Source organism: Shewanella maritima (assembly GCF_043643735.1).
Taxonomy (GTDB): domain Bacteria; phylum Pseudomonadota; class Gammaproteobacteria; order Enterobacterales; family Shewanellaceae; genus Shewanella; species Shewanella maritima_A.
In genome coordinates, this window is the sequence record NZ_JBHZSM010000014.1 from 45,102 (window position 1) to 67,629 (window position 22,528).

18 protein-coding genes are annotated in these 22,528 nt (G+C 41.8%); 7 read left to right on the forward strand and 11 right to left on the reverse strand.

Annotated elements, in window-relative coordinates:
- Positions 1 to 54: 54 nt before the first annotated feature.
- On the reverse strand, positions 55 to 2,079 hold the full coding sequence (locus tag ACHUGF_RS14400) for a multiheme c-type cytochrome (protein WP_394132248.1): 2,025 nt from the start codon (positions 2,077 to 2,079) through the stop codon (positions 55 to 57).
- A gap of 473 nt (positions 2,080 to 2,552) precedes the next feature.
- On the opposite strand from ACHUGF_RS14400, the gene ACHUGF_RS14405 reads away from it, so the two are divergent.
- The 5 genes from ACHUGF_RS14405 to ACHUGF_RS14425 all read left to right on the forward strand — a co-directional run bounded on the left by ACHUGF_RS14405 (position 2,553) and on the right by ACHUGF_RS14425 (position 6,730).
- On the forward strand, positions 2,553 to 4,589 hold the full coding sequence (locus ACHUGF_RS14405) for a heme lyase CcmF/NrfE family subunit (protein WP_394132250.1): 2,037 nt from the start codon (positions 2,553 to 2,555) through the stop codon (positions 4,587 to 4,589).
- Positions 4,586 to 5,041: a cytochrome c-type biogenesis protein gene (locus ACHUGF_RS14410; protein ID WP_394132251.1), complete on the forward strand. Its 456-nt coding sequence runs from the start codon at positions 4,586 to 4,588 to the stop codon at positions 5,039 to 5,041. The genes ACHUGF_RS14405 and ACHUGF_RS14410 overlap by 4 nt, the downstream gene beginning before the upstream one ends.
- Positions 5,034 to 5,663, forward strand: a complete 630-nt coding sequence (locus ACHUGF_RS14415; RefSeq protein ID WP_394132253.1) for a TlpA family protein disulfide reductase — start codon at positions 5,034 to 5,036, stop codon at positions 5,661 to 5,663. Before ACHUGF_RS14410 ends, ACHUGF_RS14415 begins: the two co-directional genes overlap by 8 nt.
- Positions 5,664 to 5,811: 148 nt before the next feature.
- Positions 5,812 to 6,063: a hypothetical protein gene (locus tag ACHUGF_RS14420; RefSeq protein WP_394132254.1), complete on the forward strand. Its 252-nt coding sequence runs from the start codon at positions 5,812 to 5,814 to the stop codon at positions 6,061 to 6,063.
- 313 nt (positions 6,064 to 6,376) lie between these two features.
- Positions 6,377 to 6,730: a hypothetical protein gene (locus tag ACHUGF_RS14425; protein WP_394132255.1), complete on the forward strand. Its 354-nt coding sequence runs from the start codon at positions 6,377 to 6,379 to the stop codon at positions 6,728 to 6,730.
- Positions 6,731 to 6,817: 87 nt separating this feature from the next.
- Here ACHUGF_RS14425 and ACHUGF_RS14430 read toward each other — a convergent pair whose 3' ends face one another.
- From ACHUGF_RS14430 to ACHUGF_RS14440, 3 genes are all read right to left on the reverse strand, one after another.
- Complete coding sequence (locus ACHUGF_RS14430) at positions 6,818 to 7,588, reverse strand: sulfite exporter TauE/SafE family protein (protein ID WP_394132257.1); 771 nt, start codon at positions 7,586 to 7,588, stop codon at positions 6,818 to 6,820.
- 360 nt (positions 7,589 to 7,948) lie between these two features.
- Positions 7,949 to 8,575, reverse strand: a complete 627-nt coding sequence (locus ACHUGF_RS14435) for a redoxin domain-containing protein (RefSeq protein ID WP_394132258.1) — start codon at positions 8,573 to 8,575, stop codon at positions 7,949 to 7,951.
- Positions 8,568 to 10,550, reverse strand: a complete 1,983-nt coding sequence (locus tag ACHUGF_RS14440) for a protein-disulfide reductase DsbD family protein (protein WP_394132260.1) — start codon at positions 10,548 to 10,550, stop codon at positions 8,568 to 8,570. The genes ACHUGF_RS14435 and ACHUGF_RS14440 overlap by 8 nt, the downstream gene beginning before the upstream one ends.
- 451 nt (positions 10,551 to 11,001) lie before the next feature.
- Here ACHUGF_RS14440 and ACHUGF_RS14445 point away from each other — a divergent pair, with 451 nt between their 5' ends.
- Positions 11,002 to 11,874, forward strand: coding sequence for an AraC family transcriptional regulator (locus ACHUGF_RS14445; protein WP_394132262.1), 873 nt, complete (start codon positions 11,002 to 11,004; stop codon positions 11,872 to 11,874).
- Between the two features lie 116 nt (positions 11,875 to 11,990).
- On the forward strand, positions 11,991 to 12,872 hold the full coding sequence (locus tag ACHUGF_RS14450; protein WP_394132264.1) for a nuclear transport factor 2 family protein: 882 nt from the start codon (positions 11,991 to 11,993) through the stop codon (positions 12,870 to 12,872).
- Between the two features lie 260 nt (positions 12,873 to 13,132).
- On the opposite strand, the gene glmS is transcribed toward ACHUGF_RS14450, so the two are convergent.
- The 7 genes from glmS to atpG form a co-directional block, all read right to left on the reverse strand.
- Entirely contained in the window at positions 13,133 to 14,962 is a 1,830-nt protein-coding gene (glmS, locus tag ACHUGF_RS14455; RefSeq protein ID WP_394132266.1) for a glutamine--fructose-6-phosphate transaminase (isomerizing), read from the reverse strand.
- A gap of 38 nt (positions 14,963 to 15,000) precedes the next feature.
- Positions 15,001 to 15,771, reverse strand: coding sequence for a DeoR/GlpR family DNA-binding transcription regulator (locus ACHUGF_RS14460; protein WP_394132267.1), 771 nt, complete (start codon positions 15,769 to 15,771; stop codon positions 15,001 to 15,003).
- A gap of 196 nt (positions 15,772 to 15,967) precedes the next feature.
- A complete protein-coding gene (locus tag ACHUGF_RS14465; protein WP_394132350.1) occupies positions 15,968 to 18,016 on the reverse strand; it encodes a TonB-dependent siderophore receptor in 2,049 nt (682 codons plus the stop codon).
- A 213-nt stretch (positions 18,017 to 18,229) separates the two neighbouring features.
- Positions 18,230 to 19,594 carry a bifunctional UDP-N-acetylglucosamine diphosphorylase/glucosamine-1-phosphate N-acetyltransferase GlmU gene (gene glmU, locus ACHUGF_RS14470; RefSeq protein WP_394132268.1) on the reverse strand — a complete coding sequence of 455 codons (1,365 nt, stop codon included), beginning with the start codon at positions 19,592 to 19,594 and terminating at the stop codon, positions 18,230 to 18,232.
- A gap of 173 nt (positions 19,595 to 19,767) precedes the next feature.
- Positions 19,768 to 20,196 carry a F0F1 ATP synthase subunit epsilon gene (locus ACHUGF_RS14475; protein ID WP_394132269.1) on the reverse strand — a complete coding sequence of 143 codons (429 nt, stop codon included), beginning with the start codon at positions 20,194 to 20,196 and terminating at the stop codon, positions 19,768 to 19,770.
- A 36-nt stretch (positions 20,197 to 20,232) separates the two neighbouring features.
- Positions 20,233 to 21,624 carry a F0F1 ATP synthase subunit beta gene (atpD, locus tag ACHUGF_RS14480; protein WP_394132270.1) on the reverse strand — a complete coding sequence of 464 codons (1,392 nt, stop codon included), beginning with the start codon at positions 21,622 to 21,624 and terminating at the stop codon, positions 20,233 to 20,235.
- Between the two features lie 34 nt (positions 21,625 to 21,658).
- Positions 21,659 to 22,519: a F0F1 ATP synthase subunit gamma gene (gene atpG / locus ACHUGF_RS14485; RefSeq protein ID WP_394132272.1), complete on the reverse strand. Its 861-nt coding sequence runs from the start codon at positions 22,517 to 22,519 to the stop codon at positions 21,659 to 21,661.
- Between the last annotated feature and the right edge of the window lie 9 nt (positions 22,520 to 22,528).

The following is a 22,528-nucleotide window of genomic DNA, read 5'->3' on the forward strand; positions in this document are numbered from 1 at the left end:
CATCACCTCAGCAAAGTAAATTGCTGAGGTGATCCGTTAGTTTATGACAACTGATTAGTAACCGTTTTGGTCAATAATGTTTTGTGCTTGTGTGACATAAGTCAGTGCAGCGTCAAGACGTTTTTGACTGTAGCGGAAACCGTGAACACCCCAAGAACCATCGGCTTTAATTAAGTCGACTGTCTTCTGTGCTTTTTCAGTGAGTAAGTAAACTTGGGTTTTATCTTCAGTTGATAACTTGGTGACTTCTAACAATTTGTCGATGCGTACAAGCGCTTGTTCTACTTGCTCGTACACTTCTTTAATTGGTTTTTGCCACTTCATCACTTCACCGTAGATTTGCACTTGGTCGGTGTAGTGCAAACCAGTTTCAAGCTCTGATTGGAATTGGCTGTGACAACCTTTGTTCTCTACCACGTCGTGATCAGAGATTGCAGTACGAGCACAAGACCACATCAAGTCAAGGTATGGACGACCGTCTTCATCTTTCGCTACAGTCCAACCTTTACCACCATCAGGACCTTGCGTACGAGGCTCACCTTCAGGTGGGTTAAGGGTTTTACGTAGTGGGTCAACGTCAATCTTCCACATGTGAGACTTACGTACAGCATCGAAACCTGCTTGGTCTGGGAACTGCATCGCCTTGAAGTTCTCACAGCTACCCATGTTAGGCATGTGACAGCTTTGACATGTTTGTTCTGAGTGAGTGTCAGTATTGTTTGCAATCAAGGTTTGCGCTTCGTGACAATCAGTACAGTCTTTTTTCAACTTCGGCTTAGTAAAGCCAGACTGCCAATCACCATCTGTCACTTCATGCGGGTCATGACAAGTCGTACAACGCATGCCTTTCTCGTAGTGCATGGAGCCAAACATTTGCGAACCTTCAGTACCACAAGATGGGCAAAGTGACTTCATTTTCACGCCGAATGCAAGTTCAGGCTTACCTTTCTCAGCAGCGGTTTCTTCCATGGTAGGGTCATACTGGAAGCGTTGGTGACAACGTTCACAATTAGACTGCATACCACCAGTACCACCATCTAAGTGACCACCGGCGCCATGACATTCTTCACAAGCAATACCTTTAGAGATGGTGTGCTCTTGTAGCTTCTTAGGATCGCCTAATGCATCGAAGAACTCTTGCTTGTCTTGGAAGTCAAACTTGAACGTGTGGCACACCTCACAGTAAGAAGACGCTGGTTGGAACAGCATTTCTTTGCGGTATTTAGCCCCGTAAGAACTCATTCCTTGTTGGTGCGAGCCTGAAGCACCGAAATCAGCAATTGTAAGTGGGAAGTCAGGTATGACATCGTTGATTTTTTTCGACATTTCAGGGGTTAACCATTCAGCCCAACCACGGGAGAACTGGTTAGCACCAGCGACCATTTTACCGGTACCGTCACGTAATAAACCGCCTTCAATGTGATAAGTACCACGTACTAACCATGCGTCGATAAAGCCATACTTAGTACGAGGTGTACCAACAGTTGCATAGATTGCATCTGGAGTAATACCGTCCGGTAAGATGGAGGTATCTTTGGTGTCGTACATGGTTTTTTCTAAATCGTTATCCACTTCAGGGTGATCGCCTGGGAAACGAATTGTTTTCGCGTGACGAGAGCGTTTCCACTTCTCATATTGCGCAGCATGACACTCTGCACACTTCTCTGGGCCAACAAAGTTATTTGGGTAATCAAGAATAGATTTTGCACCTAACCGGTACTGAATTGCACGAGGTTTACCATCTAACTTGCTGTATTCTGGACTTAAACCTGTATCTAAATACTCTTCACCACGGTCACTGATGTGGTAATCACCCACAAGATTGCCCGCTTGCTGATATTTAAACATGGGGTGGTTTTCAAATAAGAAGTCAAAAAGCTCGGCTTCTTGAACAATATAGTCTTGTAGCGTTTTTACACCGTTTACGTTTTCCATACCATCGTAATTAGCGATCGCTTGTTTGGCGGTTTTGCCCATTTCTGGGACTGAATTATATTTACCACCAGCAGCGTTCACATTAGCAATGGTACTGAAACAAAATAGCGCGCTTATAGCTACCTTGTATTTCCATTGTTTCATCATTCACTCCTAAACCTGTCATCGAGTTTTATTTTTTTACCTTGAGGAATAACTCATCCTTTTCGTTATTTCTCATTGGATTTTCTTAACGCTAACCGTTCATCAAACGACTAATACAACTGAGCAAGTTCAGTATTCTTCACATTAATCAGCGCAAAAACTTGATGTAGCGCACAGGGATTTTTCAGTTAGATTTCAAAAAATATAAAAAATATAAAATTCAATAAAATCATGGCTAAAACTTTCTTATTTGATGGTTACTTAAAAATAAATATTGCTGTTTTAGATCTAAAAACAGCTAAAACATCGCTTTTATTTTTGAAAAGTTTTGAGGGAATTTTTAACTTGCACAGCATCACAGAAGCGATTTGAAAGCTGATTTATTGTCGGGGGTGAAAATAAAAAGTACGCAGCATTAGCATGCAGTACTACAAAGACTACCGAGATTAACTTAATTAAATGTGGCACTTATTATGGTTGCTGAAATAGGATTACTGTTACTGATCATTGCACTCACATTGGCAATTTCTGTCAGTGTATTCCCTGCAATAACGTATCACGCATATAAAGATAGGCATCAACCCCATCCTCATAATGAGACGGCATTACTGATGCACTTAACGACACTGGCACTCGTCGCTTCAATTGCGCTACTGACAGTGTTGTTTTTAATGAATGACTTCTCTGTGGTATATGTTGCCAATCACTCCAATAGTCAATTGGCCACCATCTTTAAGGTCGCGGCTGTATGGGGAGGGCATGAGGGTTCATTGCTGTTATGGATAGTGTTAATTGCACTGTTTGCTAGCATTGTGATTGAAACAAACAAAGACAAAGCTGAATTTTGTTATTACTTCAGCGTGGCAAGCGCATTGATATTATTTGGCTTCTTATGTTTTCTCATTTTTACATCTAACCCCTTTGCGCGTTTATTGCCAAATATCCCCATTGAAGGGCGGGATTTAAACCCCATTTTGCAAAATATTGGCTTGGTATTTCACCCACCTTTATTGTTCATGGGATATGTCGGCTTAACGATCTGCTTTGCCGGCACAATGGCAACGTTATTCGCCCCAGTAAAACACGCTCACCAACACCTTATGGTGTTGAAGCCTTGGGTAATATTTTCATGGGTGACGCTAACGGGTGGTAATGCTTTTGGTTCGTGGTGGGCCTATAACGAATTGGGTTGGGGAGGCTGGTGGTTCTGGGATCCGGTAGAAAATGCCTCTTTTATTCCTTGGTTGGCGGCTACCGCATATTTGCACAGCATTATCCTCAATGAGCGCTTCAAGCGTTATTACGCCAGCACGTTATTTATCGGTTTGCTTGCGTTTTCTTTATGCTTACTGGGTACATTCTTAGTTCGCTCAGGCGTAGTCCAGTCGGTACACGCGTTTGCTAGCGACCCAAGTAGAGGTATGTCAATTTTAGCGCTTCTACTTAGCTGCACCGTTGTGGGTTTCACTGTCTTTATCTACAAGCTACCACTGTTCATGCAAGCTGCTGCGCTCCCACAACATCGCGCCAGCCCAATCAAAATTAACAAGGTAGACACCAGTACTAGCTTGTGGATGTATTTAGGTATCTTATTGCTTATTGTGGCGGCAATATCAGTGTTAATTGGCACCTGTTATCCGTTGCTTTATCAGGTTGTTGTTGGCCATACCATTTCAGTCGGAGCCCCATTCTTTAACTTCATGTTTGTGCCTATGGTGTTGCTGATAAGCCTATGTATGGGGCTGGTACCTTTATTGCGATTTCGCCGTCAAGCTCACTTTAAAATACACCTGATTACCATGTTGGCGCTAAGTGGTGTCATTGCTTGCGCTTGTTTATGGCTAACGACTGCTGATTGGTTATATTTCTGTGGTTGTTTATCTGCAAGCTGGTTATTCATTTCGTTAAGTTACTGCGTGTGGCAATTTATCCAACGGCCTTCTGGTGCAAAGTTGCGCTTTAGTGCCATGGTCATTGCGCACCTAGGTGTCATGTTCAGCATTATTGGTGCGACGACAGTATCTAACTTTGAGCAGCAAGAATTACTGCGGATGGGCCCAGGCCAAGGCAAAGAAATGGCTGGGTATACCTTTATCTATCGCTCAACTGAAGAGGTAACAGCCAATAGCTACAGCGCTATTCAGGCCAATATAGAAATACAAGACAACAAAGGGAGCACTCTGACTACCCTGACCCCACAAAGACGAACTTTTAACACCAATGCCATGCAGTTATCGGCAGCCTCTGTGCACAGTAGCTTAACGGGTGATTTATATGTCTCGATGGGACAAGCCTTGAGTGAAGACGAATTCCTGATCCGCTTAAGTTACAAACCATTGGTTAACTGGATATGGCTCGGTGCTGGCTTAATGATGTTTGCCGGCACCTTATGCTTAATCTACTTCAGACGAGTATCAATCAGCCAACGCCAAACATTAGCAAGCCCATTAGAAAACACAAATGAGTGTACACCTAGCACGGCAAATCAGGTAAAAGAGGAGTTGATATGATGCTTTACCACAATCACACCTTGTTCAGAGTGATGACTTATTTGGGGCTGATTTTGATAATGGTTTTGTTTAGCTACCATGGTATCGCAAAAGAAAGCGCTCAATACAATCAAGAACAAATTAAAACGCTGGGATTCGATATTGCTAAGTCACTTCGCTGCCCAGCATCCATCAATAAAAGCTTATTTGAGTCGCAAACGGCTATCGCTAATGAGCTAAAAGCTGAAATCTTTTTGCAGCTAGAGCAAGGCCAATCTAAACAACAAATCATTAATTTTATGGTTGAGCGCTATGGCGAAAAAATCCATTACATGCCCAGTTTTTCTGCGGCCACCAGCGTACTGTTTTTATTGCCATTGGCATTACTGATATTTGCAGTCAGCTTTGTTTGCTGGCTACGCAAACGACAGCTCACCACTCAAGCTTATTCCACAGGTGATTCTTATGAATAATCTATTTAAAACCCTAATCATCAGCGTAACGATGCTAGCACCGATGTCAGCCAGCGCAACCCTACCCAGTGAAAAGGTCTACAACACAGGGGAGAACATTGAAAAGCCAATGATCATGTCGCGTTTTATTGAAATGACTCAGGCGCGCAAAGTGAATGAGGTGCCATTTACCGATTTAGAAGGCAACACTGTCAAACTCAGTGACTATCGCGGTAATTTAGTGGTGATGAACCTCTGGGCAACTTGGTGTGCTCCGTGCATTAAGGAAATCCCGATGATGCAAAAAATCAGCGCTGAAAACCAAAATAACAAACTCGTGGTAATGCCTGTTTCGATAGATGAAAAATACGACAAAGTTGAAGCCTTTCTTGGTCGCCATAACTTAGCAGGCTACCCAACCTTGATTGACCCACAGGCCCACATAAATCAAATGCTACCCATTAATGTTGTACCAGCAACTTACGTGTTTGATGGTCAAGGAAATTTAGTAGGGTTTTTGAGGGGCTACCTCGACTGGGGTGACGAACAAGTTCAGCCTTTTTTAGAACAATTGACCCAGAAATATGCAGACCCCATTAATCAGTTTAGCAATGCTCAATCTCGGGAGGTATACGCTAGGTAACCCAGCCTACCTTTTTTATTGCTCCCGCCCAGTACCTCATCATTTAGCTGGGCGGATTTTTCATTCACACAGATTGCTCTCAACTAGCCCTTGTAACCTTTACACTCCCTGCCTACCATTAATCACTTTCTCTATCAGTTGTAACCCCATGGCAAAACCCAACAAAAAAGGTCCGACACGCACAGTTGATATCTATTGTGGCCAATGTAAGACCCAACTGTTCAAGTATCGTAAAGGTGGAAAAGGCGCATTAGTAAAGTGCTTCAAAGAGCGTATTAGTGTTGATTACACCACCAAGGTTGGCCATTGCCCACAATGTGAACAACAGTTTGCCCGTGACACGTTAGTCAGAGGCGCACCAGCATTGAAAATCATTGGAAATAAAGCCGTGATGAAATAAACAGCGGCTAACACTAATCGCAATGAGTCACTGTTTGCATAAAAACACCAATTAAACCAACTGGTCTATTAGGCAGGTGTTCACGTTTTGCTTTTACTTGGTGATCTATGGTTTAACGATGTAAACCTAACCAACAATACCATTTATTTTTAGATCTAAAATATTCTCAAGACCTTGATAAATCAGCTTAACTTAACAAAACAGTTATTGTATTCCACTATCATATTCAACAAATAACTTGTTTGTTTCCATCATCAACATTATGCAGGTTTTGCATCGAATATTGGCGATGAATTAACTAAAAGGTGTCACTATGATAAAAAAATCTCACTTACTACTATTGTTGGCATCATGCCTATTGAGTCACAGCGCACTCGCCACGGAAACCGAAGCCACACTAGAAACAAAAGATGCCATAGGCATAGGTGGGCTGATGATTTGTGATGTTTTTTTCAGTGATCATGAAATGCCCATTCAAGGTGCTATTGTGAAAAAAGCGGTGATGGACCATCAAGCTGCTGGAGTGGAAGATATGATAATGACCCAGGATACCAGCGATGAATTAGAGCGCTACCTCTCTAAGTTTAGGGCTTCAGACAAAGAAAATAAGATGCACTTATGCAATCAAGCCATTGAATACGCAAGAAACAGTAGCTTTACTCACTAGCCCCTAGTCTAACTATTTTATTGATGGATGAACTCTTCCCCTGCTTGTTTTCATCCATCATTTTCAGTTGTCGATAAGCTAACAGCGCTAGAAATACGTCACCCAAAAGAAATAAACGGTAATAGTGCAACTCATCATAATCACAAACCAACGCATGTAATGCTGAGGGATCCGCATCGAAACACCTGCAGATAAGTAACCACCAATGAGTGTACCAAGTAATACAACGACACCTTCAAACCACGCAATTGCATCATTTACCACGAACAACACAATTGCCACTAATGAAACCGCCGATGAAATCACTAACTTGATACCATTCATGGTATTGATATTGGTGTAACCGGCTAATGCCAAATAGCTTAGACCAATAATCCCAAGGCCAGCATTAAAAAAGCCACCATAGATACAAATGGCCAACAATACTAGCGCCAGCAACCCAGCGCCTACTTGAGAAGCATATTTATTTTGTTTAGATAATTGCTTTGCTATGCGGTTGATATGACCACCAAACATAAATAATAAGGTGGCAAACAATAACAACCAAGGAATTGCCTGTTTAAAGGTAGCTTCAGACGCCCATAACAGTAAAAAAGCACCTAAGGCGCCACCTATTACACTGGTAATAATGATGACTTTGATTTGCTTGCCGTGGCCTTTTAGCTCCTTTCTAAACGCATAAGCCCCGCTAAGGTAGCCAAAAAAAGAAGCGAAAGTATTGGTCGCATTAGCCATGATAGGTGGCACACCAACAAACATTAGCGCTGGAAAAGTCACAAAACTACCGCCACCCGCGACAGAGTTCAGCACGCCACCCAATACACCAGCAAAAAAGAGTAGTACAACCTCAAATATCATGATTATTCCTAAAAAGAGTAAATAGAATGAAAGCTATTCATTTCACCATAATTTCAAGGAGATACTATGCATAATGCAGCTTAAGGTTAAATTAATCTCAATGACTAAGCTCAACCTAATTGGTTAACCTCTTGATAATATATAGATTAAATCATTGATTGTGTTTGCTATTTACTCATCTATCAAGGTGCTTTTTGATGTGTGCACTATACACAGCTTTGTATCAGTGATGCGATATTATGAGTCGCTGACAATTAAAAATGAAGAGGGAGATAAGCTTAAATCAAGCACTAAAATATGAATAACGTGCTGAGTCTATTATTCATAACAACTAATAGACTCAACTAGTTAAAACCGACGTTATCCTTTGTATTTAACAGAACAACCATAAGGCGGAGTGAGCTTCTTGGTTACTTCTTTACCTGCCAATAATGCTGTCATTGCTTGAGCAACATAATTATCCGCTTTGGCAATATCGGCTGGGTTTGCTGATTTAATACTATCAATACCACCAGCATATCTTAGCGTGCCAGCAGGATCGATGATGTACATGTGAGGTGTCGTTTTCGCGCCATATAACTTGCCAACCTCACCTTCTGCATCGAACAACACATGAGCCGGCGCAGCATTACGCGTTGCGGTTAATTCATCAGATTTAGCGGCATCAATGTGACCCTGCTTACCCTCTGCAGAAGAAATAATAGATAGCCACACAATTCCTTTGTCAGCATATTCACGCTGCATGCTAGGTATATTGTCGCTATCGTAATGTTTCTGAACATAAGGGCAAAGGTGATTCGTCCATTCAAGTACCACATACTTACCCTGATAATCAGATAATTGTACTTTCTGTCCTTTTGAGTTAACTAAGCTGAAATCAGGTGCAGCTTGATCAACTTTAACTGCGGCCACGGCATTGCCAACCACTCCTTGTAAAAAAACACCCAGTAACAAAACAGCGACTGACATAAATTTTTTGCTAATCATTATTCACTTCCTTTTTTGCTGTGTTAATTGCCCCGACAACGGTTTCAGGGGTTAAGATTTGTGGCAATACTTGCTCATAATCATTACCGGCATACATAACATATAGCGGTACACCTGAGCGTTGGAACTGCTTTAAGTAATTAAAAATTGTATCGTTTTTATTGGTCCAATCACCCACCAAGTAATGAACATTGTGTTGTGCTAACGCATCTTTCACTTGAGGAGTACTAAAAGCAACCTGCTCATTCACTTTGCAGGTAATACACCAATCTGCTGTCATATTGACCAGCACAAGCTGATTTTTATTGCGCAATTGCGCCAACTTTTCAGGGGAAAATGATTCATGTGTGCTGTTGGTGTTAACTGCTGTCGCATTGGTGCTATTAAGTAAACTCGTCACCAGTAAAACAATAGCCAATATTAAAGCTAGCAAGCCATAAACCTGTTTAATTTTGCTACTTAACCAGATTAACAGTGCAAAACCAACCAAAGACATAAGCAAACCAAACTGCTCTAGCGCGCCGGTTTGGCCGAGATAAACCCATACCAACCAAACCACAGTGGCCAACATGGGGAACACTAATAACTGCTTAAAAGTGTCCATCCATGCCCCGGGCTTAGGCAGCAATTTGGCAAAGCGATTTGATACAAAAAGCAGCGTTAGTGGCAAAGCAAAACCCATTGCCAACGCTGTGAAAATTAAATAGGTCGTTAATGGTGGGCTCACAAGTGCAACACCCAAGGCGGCAGCCATAAACGGTGCGGTGCAAGGTGAAGCAACCACAACAGCCAACACGCCAGTAAAGAACTGACTCCCAAAGCCATTACCCGCAATTAGCGATTGCCCTAAGCCAGCTAGCCTGGCACCTGATGGCGCAACATCCATTAAGATAAGCGCAATAAACACAAACAAATAGGCTAAAAAGGCAATAACAGCGGGTTCCTGCATGTGGAAACCCCAGCCAACGGCTTCTCCACTGGCCTTTAATGCAATAATCACACTGGCAAATACATTAAAACAAACCAAAACACCTAAGCCATAACCAAGTTTTTGGCTGAGACTCATCTGTGCATGACCTAATGACATTGCTTTAAATGACAATACAGGTAAAACACAAGGCATGATGTTTAATACTAAACCGCCGATAAATGCCATTAATAACAACATCAACAGCGTATGACTGGTTTCAATTTGGGTGTCATTTAAACTCGCGGTGATGTAATAACCTGACTGACCATCGGTCATCAAAAATGCTAATTCATCCGCGTCAGCAGTAAAGTAATCTGACAAGCCAATCACTTGATGATTGACGTTCCCTTCATTAATAACGGTTTGTTTTTCATTATGCTGCACAATATCGGAGCGCAAAGGCAACAGCTGCCACTCTGATTGATAAGGAGGTTGGTATGACAAAGTGAGGTGTTGCTCGGTGACTTCAAATTTTGCCGTTAACTGCGTTTCATTTGGCAATTGCTCACGTGTTTGCGCAAACAAGGAGGCATGGGCTGATAATTGCTTCGCCTGTACTACTGGCAAGGTAATACTTAAATCTGCCCAACCGGGAATACAGTCCTCTTTACACACTAGCCATGACAGCGAAACATTTATCTCTACTTGTTTATCAGCAGCCTGAGAGTGAGCAAACTCAACGGGCACCATTAACAGCACTTGGCCTTCATAACCATAATTAACTAAGTGTGCGACGGGGATCTGTTGCGGTATTGGCCAGAGAATGTCGCCAAAGGTTAAATTGGCCGATGCACTCCAATCCACACTTGGAGCTTCTCCTGAATCACCCGGGTTTTGCCAGTACGTGTGCCAGTGCTCTTCTGGCGAGAGTAATACACCTATCCAATTAGTTTTTTCTGGCGATAGCTGTTGATGCTCAGCTACCAGCGCCACTTCAATATGATCACCTATAGCTGTGGATTGAGCCCAAACCAAGTTGACAGGCAACCAAAACAGACTGAGCATAAAAGCAGTTATTCTTAGTATATTCATTATGTTGTTTAGCTTTCTATTATGTAAATAGGGTTTGATTGCAAAATGTTCAATACTAGATATATCACAGGCTATTTTTTAAGGTAAATAATTATGTATGTGAATGTAAATTCAACGGCAAGTGGGCAAATGAGACAGCAAAGTAGAGGGTAAAGCTAACTGGCTTAATACTGAGTTTCCTCTGATGATTGAAAAGCAATACAACATTCATAAGTGATAAATACGCCAAGCATAAATCAGGAGGGGAGTCTCGGCGGCATTAACCAATTAACTAAACCAGATTAGCTAAATCAGAGTGATAGTCTAAACATATTACTTAAGTGAGTTTTATACCCCATAAAAAAACGTTAAAACAGGTATATCACTTGCGTGTTATTGGCGTCGTCCACTACACTTTTTTATGATTGTACTGCAGGAGCGTCAAGTGAACATACCCAGCATAGGTTTTAATCATCAACAGTCTGATGATGAAGAGTTAGAAATCATCGATTTAGCCTCAATAAACCAAAGAAGCCAAAGAAATCACATTGACCATAATCCACAAAAGCCCCATAAAGTGACCTTTTTCATGCTCATATATATTGAGCAAGGTCACGGTGTGCATATGATTGATTTTAATCGCTACCCATTTAAACCGGGTTCAATCTTGATAGTACAACGCGATCAAGTTCATGCCTTTGATTTTTCATCTAACCCCCAAGGCAAAGTGCTTATTTTTACTCAGGCTTTTTTAGATCAAGTGCATGCGAATATGCGCCTACCTAAATACACTCCTACACACCTTAATCAACAGCATTCACCTCAGTTTGAATTAGACAACGCCACTTTCCAGCGAGCCAATATATTAATCAAGCAAATCCAATTAGAAATAACTCACTCACAACCCGACTCATTGGTGATCATGTATTTATTTTCGGCACTGGCATTAATTTTACATCGCGTCCGTCCCGAGGCTAAACACGACAAAATTTCGCAAGCTCACAGCATAAAGCTGGCACAGTTTTATCAATTAATGCAGCAAAACTTTCGGCACACTCGCGATGCTAGCTGGTATTCCAACCAACTCAATATCACCTATAAAACCCTCAACCATATATGTAAATTGGCTACTGGCTTAACAGCAAAACAAATGATTGATGCTTTTACCGTAATAGAAATCAAACGCCATATGGTAATAAGCCAAAAACCTTCACAACAAATTGCCTATGATTTTGGGTTTGATGATGCCAGCAACTTTGTTAAGTACTTTAAAAATCAGACAAACACCACACCAAGCCAGTTTCTAAAGCAAGTGTAATGAGTATTTAAAATGTAGCTAAAGTTCGATATGTACCATTTTTACTCTTAAATACACTCTGCCAACACAATTGTGTAAGCCCTAATATTGTTGCCACGCAAACAGAGGGCAAGACAATGACAACATCCAACCGACTCAAGCACATTCTTATCACAGCGAGTTTATTAAGCCTAATGGCATGTTCATCTACCAGTGAGGAAACCACTATGTCTGATCCAACACAATCAATGACTAACTTACAAAAAGCCGTAGCGGTTATTTCAAGCATCGAAACGGGCGATAAAACGGCCATAGCCTATATCAACCCTGAGAATTACACCCAACATAATTTAGCCGTAGCAGATGGGCTTGCTGGATTTGGTGCGGTATTACACCAATTACCTGAAGGTAGCGCTAAAGCTCGAGTAACAAGAGCATTTCAAGATGGTGATTACACTGTTACACACACTGAATATAACTTTTTTGGCCCCAAAGTCGGTTTTGATGTGTTTCGTTTTGAAGATGGTAAAATTGTCGAACACTGGGATAATTTGCAAGCCATCGCCCCATTAAATCCAAGCGGCAGAAGCCAACTTGATGGTGCAACTGAAGTTACAGATTTAGATAAAACCGACGCGAATAAAGCTATTGTTACCGATTTTGTTGAAACAATTTTAATGAATGGCGATATGAGTAAAATTGGCCAATTTATTGATAGTGAAGACAGCGATTATATCCAACACAATCCTGCTATTACAGATGGGCTTAGCGGTTTAGGCAAAGCATTAGGCGAGTTAGCAGCTGCAGATATGCCTATGGTAGTCAGTAAAAATCACGCAATATTGGGTCAAGGTAACTTTGTATTATCAATTAATGAAGGTACCTTTATGAACCAACACGTTGCATTTTATGATCTGTTTCGCCTAAGGAACGGCAAAATTGTTGAACACTGGGATACGATTGAAACCATTCCAGCACCAAGCGAATGGCAAAACCCTAACGGTAAGTTTGGTTTTTAACCTTAGCATCTAAAAGCTTATACCAATCACGATAAGTAAGTGATCAGAAATAGCGTAGAAAAAATGCTTGAGAACAAGGCGGATTTTTTTATAAGTAGTTATTCTACAGTCAAAAAATCTAACGCCGATATCGAGTATTTTCACAAGCTAGGGTGAACAGTTATTTATTACGATCGGTATTATATATTCTTTCCAAAAAAGCCGCTTAATGAATCCATTAAGCGGCTTTTATCAAGCTAAATTATAATTAAATCAAGCGCTTACTCAACCGTTACGCTTTTGGCTAGATTGCGTGGTTGGTCCACATCCGTCCCTTTAATCAATGCCACATGGTATGACAATAATTGTAGTGGAATGGTATAAATCAATGGCGCCATGAACTCATCACAATGCGGTACTGGGATAACCTTCATAGTATCGTCTGACTCAAACTCTGCGTCTTTATCAGCAAATACATACATCAAGCCGCCACGAGCACGCACTTCTTCAACGTTTGACTTCAGCTTTTCAAGTAACTCGTTATTTGGCGCAACCACAATCACGGGCATATCGGCATCAATCAGTGCCAATGGGCCGTGTTTTAGCTCACCAGATGCATAAGCTTCAGCATGAATATACGAAATTTCTTTGAGCTTAAGTGCCCCTTCCATCGCGATTGGATATTGATCGCCGCGGCCTAAGAATAATGCGTGATGCTTATCAGCAAAGTCTTCTGCAAGTTCTGCAATGGCGTCATCTAGACCTAATGCTTGCTCAACTTTCGCTGGCATAGACTGCAGGCTTTGGGTAATCGCAGATTCCATGTCACAGCTCATGCCATTGTGACGACCAATGGCAGTTGTGAGCATTAACAAGCCTGCAAGCTGAACAGTAAAGGCTTTAGTTGACGCAACACCAATCTCTGCACCCGCTTTCATCATATACGCCATATCAGACTCGCGTACTAGCGATGAACCTGGTGAGTTACAAATAGTCAGCGTCGCTTTGTAACCCATTTCTTTGGCTAGACGCAGCGCCGCTAAGGTATCTGCGGTTTCACCTGATTGAGAAATCGTCACTAATAAGCTGTTAGGGAACAAGTGTGATTTGCGGTAACGGAACTCTGATGCAATCTCAACATTACACGATACACCCGCCCAGTCTTCTAACCAGTAGCGTGCTGCCATACCAGCATGATAACTGGTACCACAGGCAATAATCTGTACGTGTTTAATGTCTTTTAAGAATTCAGCGGCGTTTTCTCCAAAGGCGCTATCTAGTACTTTACCAGCCTCAACTCGGCCATTTAATGTGCTGGTAATGGCTGTTGGTTGCTCATAAATTTCTTTGAGCATGTAGTGACGGTATTCACCTTTATCACCCGCATCATGAGTCACTTCAGACTCTTTTACCTCACGCTCAACGGCATTACCATCTACATCAAAAATATTAACGTTCCGGCGAGTGACTTCAGCCACATCACCTTCTTCTAGAAAGGCAAATGAACGTGTTACGGGTAATAATGCTAGCTGATCAGAAGCAACAAAGTTTTCACCTAAACCAAAGCCGATTACTAATGGGCTACCACTACGAGCGACAATCATACGTTCGCTATCGCGACGGTCTATCACCACTGTACCGTAAGCACCTTCTAATTGCTCAACGGCAGCTTGAACTGAGGCTAATAAACTATCATGTGTTTTCAGCTCATGGTGAACAAGGTGACAAATCACCTCAGTGTCTGTGTCAGACTCAAATACGTAGCCTTGTGCTTTTAGCATGTCACGTAATTTATTGTGATTTTCAATAATACCGTTATGTACAACCGCAATATCACCTTGAGACTGATGCGGGTGTGCATTGCGCTCACTAGGTTCACCATGTGTTGCCCAGCGAGTGTGAGCAATACCTGTACCACCAATCAACGGTGCTTGCTCTAATGCACTTGATAATTCCTGCACCTTACCTAAACGGCGTGTACGGCTCAGCTCGCCATTGTTCAGCACAGCTACACCTGCGCTATCATAACCACGATATTCTAAACGCTTTAGTCCTTCGACTAAGATCTCTGCAACATCTCTTTGCGCTACAGCGCCAACAATTCCACACATAGCCACTACCTAAAATAAATGTATTTTTATAAAAAAGTTTAAGCAATATAAGGCGCGAGTATCACTTTTACGCCGTGCTGTTCAATGTTTTCAATGGCTGAGCGAGATAAATTATCATCTGTGACTAATACACTGATGTTATTCCACGGCAGCTCTAAATTTGGAATACGTCGTCCAAACTTTGCTGATTCAAGCATAACAATGACTTCCCTTGATACTTCAGCCATCACCTTACTTAAACCGGTTAATTCATTAAATGTGGTTGTACCACGAGTAAAGTCAACGCCATCTGCACCAATAAATAATTGGTCAAAGTTATATGAGCGTAGTACTTGCTCAGCGATTTGCCCCTGAAATGACTCCGAATGAGGATCCCATGTTCCACCGGTCATCAATAAAGTCGGTTCATTCTCGAGTTCATTAATCGAATTGGCTAACGATAGAGAGTTTGTCATCACCAGCAAACCACATTTTTGATTTAATTGGGCAATAAGCCCAGCCGTTGTGCTGCCGCTATCAATAATGATGCGATTATGATCTTTAATCAGTTGAGCAGCCGCTTTGGCAATGGATAATTTGTTAGGCGCAATCTTGGCACTAAATTGCAGGGTTACCTCTTCTGGCATAGCCACAGCACCGCCATATCGACGTAACAATAACCCTGCTTTTTCAAGCGTTGCCAGATCCTTTCGAATCGTGACTTCAGAAGTTTCGAAACGAAATGATAAATCATCAACACTGACTTCACCCTGCTGATTAATCAGACTAATAATGCTATGTCGGCGCTGTTGAGTGTTACGTTTATTCATAAAACCTTAATTAAGTTTCGTTTCGAAAGGTAATTATATATAAACGAAACTTAAAAGCAATTTGTTGAGCACAAACAGATGTCTAATGATTGAACGGTAATATTCTAAATTTATGCAGCTTTTATGAATTGATGTGTTGCGATTTGTTTAAATAAAAAGGCAGCCTAGTGGCTGCCTTAATGAAAAATTTTACGGATTAAAACTTAGCTTGAAGTGCTAGGCTGAAATGACGACCATCACCAATCGATACATCGTTGTAGTCACCACCTTCTAGGTAATCAACATCAAATAAGTTCTTAATGTTCATTCTTACACTGACATCACTGCCCATGATATCCATTTGATAAGCAGCACCTATATCAAAACGTACATAACTGTCTTTGGTAATAGTGTTGTCAGTACTGGCAAAGCGCTCGCCTACATAAATAGCACCAAAGTTAAATGCAAGATCTTCGGTCATCTCATAACGGGTCCATATGTTGGCAGACCATTCAGGTGCATCAATAGGTGTTTTACCGTTTAAGGCATCTTCTTCTGGACGAATATACTCTGCATTCAAGTACATCATAGAACCTGTCATGAACCACTTGTCACTTAGCTGACCTTGAGCACCCATTTCAAAACCTTTATGACGTTGTTCACCGGATTGAGTAGTGATAGTTTGACCATCTTCAATCGTTTCGGTAACCGTGACATTATCAACAGTAATATCGAATATTGCACCGGTTAACAGCAAACTGCCATTAAGTAGCTCCCACTTAGTACCAATTTCGTACTGAGTGCCATATTCAGGGTCAAGGTTCATACCGTTATTGATGTCATCATCATCATTGACAATGCCTTGTGGTGTGAAACTTTTAGAGTAGTTGACGTAAATACTACCGTAGTCTGTAGGTGAATAAATCACACCAAACTTTGGCGACACAGCATAACTGTTACCACCAGCTTCATCTTTTTTCTGCTCGTCATAACGCACACCAGCAAGCGCTTGCCATTGGTCGTTAATTGTCACTAAGTCTTGGATATAAAAGCCATAATGCTTGTATTCAGACTCAGACTTTGCATCATCATCTCTGTAATCAATATCAGGTCTATCAACTGGCACCCCCGGAGTGACTTCAATTGAGTCACCTTTTACCCGCAATTGGCCGTAGTAGTAATCCAGCATATTGGCACCAATCAACATTTGATGGCTAACACTACCCGTAGTGAATTCACCGGTGAAGTCAACATAGGCCGTTTTATGCTGCCAATCGTCATATCGATCAAAGGGATTAATGGTATAAGTGCCATCTTCAATCACATTGGCATTATAGGTAGGTGATGAATCGAGTCGCTGACGATTAAACTGTTGATCGTTAAAACCGGCTTTCACCTTCCAATCATTAGATATGTAATATGTTAAATCTGCGCCAAAATTAGAGATAGTGTTATCAGTAAAGGCCCAGTGTTGATCCCAGATGATATCTTTGCCACCAATTAACTCGCCATCGCTGTCTAACCAGCCACCACTATCAATACCGGTTTTGTCTTCTGTGTGGTCATATTTAACTGACAGTAACAAATCATCTGTTATATCAAACTCAAGATTTAAATACCCTAACCAGCGGTCACGCTCTTGGTTACTACCATCTTGATACTCACGCCAATATTGCGTGTCTTGCTTAACTAACACTGTACGGTAACGGATACTTTCTGACTCATTTAATGCGCCTCCCGCATCAATTTGATAACGAGTAGAACCATTTTCATCTGTATCAAAGCCAAATTCGAATAGCGACTCGTATGTAGGCTTTTTAGTCACCATGTTAATTAAGCCACCAGGACCTGACTGACCATACAACATGCTTGAAGGGCCTTTTAATACTTCAACTTGCTGTAAGGTTTCGATAGGCTGTACATAGTGAGACCACTGCTGGTGGCCGTTAATGAGATAGCCTGAACCAGACGATAATTCATAACCACGAATATTAAATACTTGGCGATTCCATTTTTCGCTACCACCTGTCACGCTTGAATCATTAACTAATACTTCAGATAAGTTAGTCGCTAACTGTTCATCGGTAACAAAGTCTGGAATGACCGTAACAGATTGTGGCGTATCCATTAGATCAATATCACCACGCATAGCACCTGATGATGAACCAATTTTATAGTCGTTAAAGCTACGACCTGTTACTTCAATTCGCTCAATATTAGTTGTATCTGGCGCTTCGATAACGGGTTGTTCAGCATAGGTTGCCATTGAGGCAATACTGCTAGCAATCGCGACTGATAAACAAGATATCTTTGTTGATAGTTTCATCTCAAACCACTCTCTTATAAATATTGCGGCTAATACTATTTGAGAATGATTATCATTAAAAGTGATTTATCTAAAATTTACCTTTGTAGACAAGGGGTAAACAAAAAGCGGCAAAACTGTAAATTTTTGCCGCTTTTTTATTTTAAAATCAGACTATTTAGATTGTTTAATCGGTCTTTTCCAACCTTGTATATGGCGTTGTTTAACGCGGGTAATCACTAACTCGCCGGCCAATACGTCCTTGGTAATAGTAGAACCAGCAGCTAATGTAGCCCCTTTACCTATCGTTACTGGTGCAACTAATTGAGTGTCACTCCCAACAAAAACATCATCTTCAATTTTGGTTAAATGTTTGTTAGCACCATCATAGTTACACGTAATTGTTCCGCAACCAATGTTAACACCCGCACCAACTTCAGCGTCGCCTAGATAAGCAAGGTGACCTGCTTTAGAGCCTTTGCCTAAACGGGCTTTTTTCATTTCAACAAAATTACCAATATGGCTATCTTCCACCAGCTCAGCACCCGGTCGCATACGTGCAAAAGGTCCAGCGCTACTTGCCGGGCCAACTTTGGCATTTTCGATAATAGTATAGGGTTTGATGGTTGCACCGTCAGCAATCTCTGAGTTTATGATGATGGCGCCTGCACCTATTGACACATTGTTGCCAAGTGTCACTTTCCCCTCGAGAACCACATTAACATCAATCATGACATCCATACCTACGCTAACCTCACCCCGTATATCAATACGTGTTGGATCACGAAGGTTTGCACCATTTATCATTAATTTTTCGGCTTCACGACGTTGATATGCGCGCTCTAGTTGCGCCAGTTGTACACGGTTATTGGCTCCCTCAACCTCGACAGCACTATCAGGTTGCGCCGTCGTAATATCAACACCATCAGCATTGGCCATAGCAATAATATCCGTTAGGTAATATTCACCTTGGGCATTGTTATTAGATAATCTAGCAAGCCAGTGTTTTAGTTGCTTACCAGGTACTGCCATTATTCCCGTATTAACCTCATTGATAAGTAGCTGCTCAGTATTGGCATCTTTTTGTTCAACTATACCGACAACTTTGCCAGATTCTCTGACAATACGACCATAACCTGTTGGGTTTGCTAGATTCACCGTCAAAATAGCTAAACCATTGTCACTACGGGCATTAAGTAATTTATTTAACGTGGATTGCTGAATGAGTGGCACATCACCGTAAAGAATGAGTACAGTATCGTCGTCATCAATATGAGGGCTAGCTTGAGCCACTGCATGTCCTGTGCCGAGTTGTTCTGATTGTAATACCCAGTTTAGTGGCTGTTCAGCTAACGCTGTTTGAAGCTTGTCTGCACCATAACCGTACACAAGTTGTATAGTTTGTGAGCCAAGCGAGTTAGCGGTATCAATCACGTGCTGAACCATGCATTTGTGAGCAATAGGATGAAGGACTTTAGGGAGATCTGAACGCATGCGCGTTCCTTTGCCTGCGGCTAAGATCACAACATTTATCGACATGGTTTTTCCTTTTAAACAACACGATTATCAAAGTGTGTAGTTTAACGGAATTAGGTAGGAAATGAAAAAATCATGCTATAAAGCAAAAAAGATGTCTGTAATTAACTAGAAAACAAGCAATAAAAAAGGCGATGCTTTTGCAAGCATCGCCTAGTATTCAGCAAATAATCAAATTATCTGGTGATGTTCTTTTTGATGGTTTCAACAACACGTAATTGAGCCAAAGACTTGGCTAATTCGATTGTTGCCGCTTCATAATTAAAGTCAGCACCTGCAGAAGCAATATTTTCTTCTGCAAGACGCTTAGCTTCTAGCGCAGCATCTTCATCAATATCATCAGCACGCATTGCAACATCAGCAAGAACAGAGATAGATGCAGGTTGTACTTCCAGGATTCCACCTGAAAGGTACATCACATCTTCACTACCGTCTTGCATGATCATGCGCGCCATGCCAGGTTTGATTTTTGTTAGCAAAGGAGCATGGTTAGGCATAATACCTAACTCACCTTCAACGCCGCTCACTTCAAAGAAGCTAACTTCGCCGTGGAACATGCTGTTTTCTGCACTAACAATATCAAGATTGACTGTCATAGCTGCCATCGAGTTCTCCTTAAAGAACTAAGCTTTACGGCCTAGTTATTTCTTTTTGTTAGCTTTCTCGACAGCTTCGTCGATAGAACCAACCATGTAGAACGCTTGCTCTGGTAGGTGATCGAATTCACCGTCCAAGATACCCTTGAAGCCACGGATGGTGTCTTTAAGAGATACGTACTTACCTGGAGAACCAGTGAATACCTCTGCTACGAAGAAAGGTTGAGATAAGTATTTCTCAATCTTACGTGCGCGGAATACAGTTGTTTTATCTTCATCAGATAATTCATCCATACCCAAGATAGCAATGATATCTTTCAGCTCTTTATAACGCTGTAATACAGTTTGTACACCACTTGCAACGTCATAATGCTCTTGACCAACTACTTGTGGATCCAACTGACGAGAAGTTGAATCCAGTGGGTCAACCGCTGGGTAAATACCTAGCGATGCAATATTACGTGAAAGTACAACTGTCGCATCTAAGTGAGCGAAGGTTGTTGCTGGTGACGGATCCGTTAAATCATCCGCAGGTACATATACCGCTTGTACAGATGTAATAGAACCAGACTTAGTTGAAGTAATACGTTCCTGTAGGACACCCATTTCTTCAGCTAGTGTAGGCTGGTAACCTACTGCAGATGGCATACGACCTAGCAGTGCTGATACTTCAGTACCCGCTAGCGTGTAACGATAGATGTTGTCAACGAACAATAGTACGTCACGACCTTCGTCACGGAACTTCTCTGCCATAGTCAAACCAGTTAACGCTACGCGTAAACGGTTTCCTGGAGGTTCGTTCATCTGACCATATACCATGGCTACTTTATCAAGTACGCCTGAATCTTCCATCTCGTAGTAGAAGTCGTTACCCTCACGAGTACGCTCACCTACACCAGCGAAAACAGAAAGACCCGAGTGAGCTTTAGCGATGTTGTTAATCAGTTCCATCATGTTAACTGTTTTACCAACACCAGCACCACCGAATAGACCAACTTTACCACCTTTAGCGAAAGGACATACAAGGTCGATAACCTTGATACCTGTCTCTAAAAGCTCTGTCGTGCTTGACTGATCTTCGTATGAAGGAGCTTCACGGTGAATTTCATAACGCTCTTCTTCACCAATTTCGCCAGCTTCATCGATAGGTTGACCTAATACGTTCATGATACGGCCAAGGGTCTTAACCCCAACCGGAACTGAAATAGGTGAACCTGAGTTTGCAACCTCTAGACCACGACGCAGACCATCAGAAGAACCCATAGCGATGGTACGTACAACACCACCACCTAGCTGTTGCTGAACTTCCAGCACCAAGCCATTACAGGCGCCTTCACCTGTGATCTTCAGAGCGTCATATACCTGAGGTACAGAATCTTGTGGAAACTCTACGTCCACAACCGCGCCAATTACTTGGACAACAGTACCTGTGCTCATGATTAATCCTCTAAACTTGAATTCGTTACCTAACCTAAACCGCTGCAGCGCCTGAAACAATTTCCGACAGTTCTTGCGTAATCGCAGCCTGACGGGCTTTGTTATAGACTAATTGCAAATCGTCGATCAGTTCGCCAGCGTTATCTGTTGCTGCTTTCATCGCTACCATACGGGCAGCTTGCTCAGATGCAACATTTTCAACAACGCCTTGATAAACTTGAGACTCAACATAACGAGTCAGTAATGTTTCCAAAATTGCTTTTGGATCTGGCTCGTAAATGTAATCCCAAGGATATTGAGCTACTTCTTCTTCCGATTTAGGCAAAGGTAGCAGCTGCTCGATCACAGGAGTCTGAGTCATCGTATTCACAAATCTGTTGTATACGATGAATAGACGATCCAATTTACCTTCGTTGTAAGCTTGCAACATAACTCTTACTGTACCAATGAGGTCAGCAAGTTTAGGCTCATCACCTAAACCAGAGGCATGGGCAGATATTTCACCACCAAAGCTTTTGAAAAATTGAACAGAACGAGCACCGATAGGACAAAACTCCACTTCAGTACCTTGGTCTTTCCAAGTTTTCATGTCTGAAACAACCTTTTTAAATAGGTTGATGTTCAAACCACCACAAAGGCCACGGTCGGTTGCCACAACAATGTAACCAACCCGCTTAGCATCTCGAACTTCCAAATAAGGATGTTTAAATTCAAGAGTACCTTGCGCGACGTGACCGATCACCTTACGCATATTTTCTGCATATGGACGGCTAGCTTCCATGCGATCTTGTGCTTTACGCATTTTACTCGCAGCTACCATTTCCATAGCGGAAGTGATCTTCTGAGTGTTTTTAACACTCGCGATCTTGGTTTTAATCTCTTTTGCGCCGGCCATCTCTACTCT

Coding starts and splice junctions, on each gene's coding strand:
- atpD (WP_394132270.1), bottom strand. CDS start 21,624: ATGAGCACAGGTACTGTTGTCCAAGTAATTGGCGCGGTTGTGGACGTA.
- atpG (WP_394132272.1), bottom strand. CDS start 22,519: ATGGCCGGCGCAAAAGAGATTAAAACCAAGATCGCGAGTGTTAAAAAC.
- ACHUGF_RS14430 (WP_394132257.1), bottom strand. CDS start 7,588: ATGATATTTGAGGTTGTACTACTCTTTTTTGCTGGTGTATTGGGTGGC.
- ACHUGF_RS14425 (WP_394132255.1), top strand. CDS start 6,377: ATGATAAAAAAATCTCACTTACTACTATTGTTGGCATCATGCCTATTG.
- ACHUGF_RS14475 (WP_394132269.1), bottom strand. CDS start 20,196: ATGGCAGCTATGACAGTCAATCTTGATATTGTTAGTGCAGAAAACAGC.
- ACHUGF_RS14410 (WP_394132251.1), top strand. CDS start 4,586: ATGATGCTTTACCACAATCACACCTTGTTCAGAGTGATGACTTATTTG.
- ACHUGF_RS14465 (WP_394132350.1), bottom strand. CDS start 18,016: ATGGCAACCTATGCTGAACAACCCGTTATCGAAGCGCCAGATACAACT.
- glmS (WP_394132266.1), bottom strand. CDS start 14,962: ATGTGTGGAATTGTTGGCGCTGTAGCGCAAAGAGATGTTGCAGAGATC.
- glmU (WP_394132268.1), bottom strand. CDS start 19,594: ATGTCGATAAATGTTGTGATCTTAGCCGCAGGCAAAGGAACGCGCATG.
- ACHUGF_RS14435 (WP_394132258.1), bottom strand. CDS start 8,575: ATGATTAGCAAAAAATTTATGTCAGTCGCTGTTTTGTTACTGGGTGTT.
- ACHUGF_RS14460 (WP_394132267.1), bottom strand. CDS start 15,771: ATGAATAAACGTAACACTCAACAGCGCCGACATAGCATTATTAGTCTG.
- ACHUGF_RS14415 (WP_394132253.1), top strand. CDS start 5,034: ATGAATAATCTATTTAAAACCCTAATCATCAGCGTAACGATGCTAGCA.
- ACHUGF_RS14450 (WP_394132264.1), top strand. CDS start 11,991: ATGACAACATCCAACCGACTCAAGCACATTCTTATCACAGCGAGTTTA.
- ACHUGF_RS14400 (WP_394132248.1), bottom strand. CDS start 2,079: ATGAAACAATGGAAATACAAGGTAGCTATAAGCGCGCTATTTTGTTTC.
- ACHUGF_RS14440 (WP_394132260.1), bottom strand. CDS start 10,550: ATGCTCAGTCTGTTTTGGTTGCCTGTCAACTTGGTTTGGGCTCAATCC.
- ACHUGF_RS14420 (WP_394132254.1), top strand. CDS start 5,812: ATGGCAAAACCCAACAAAAAAGGTCCGACACGCACAGTTGATATCTAT.
- ACHUGF_RS14405 (WP_394132250.1), top strand. CDS start 2,553: ATGGTTGCTGAAATAGGATTACTGTTACTGATCATTGCACTCACATTG.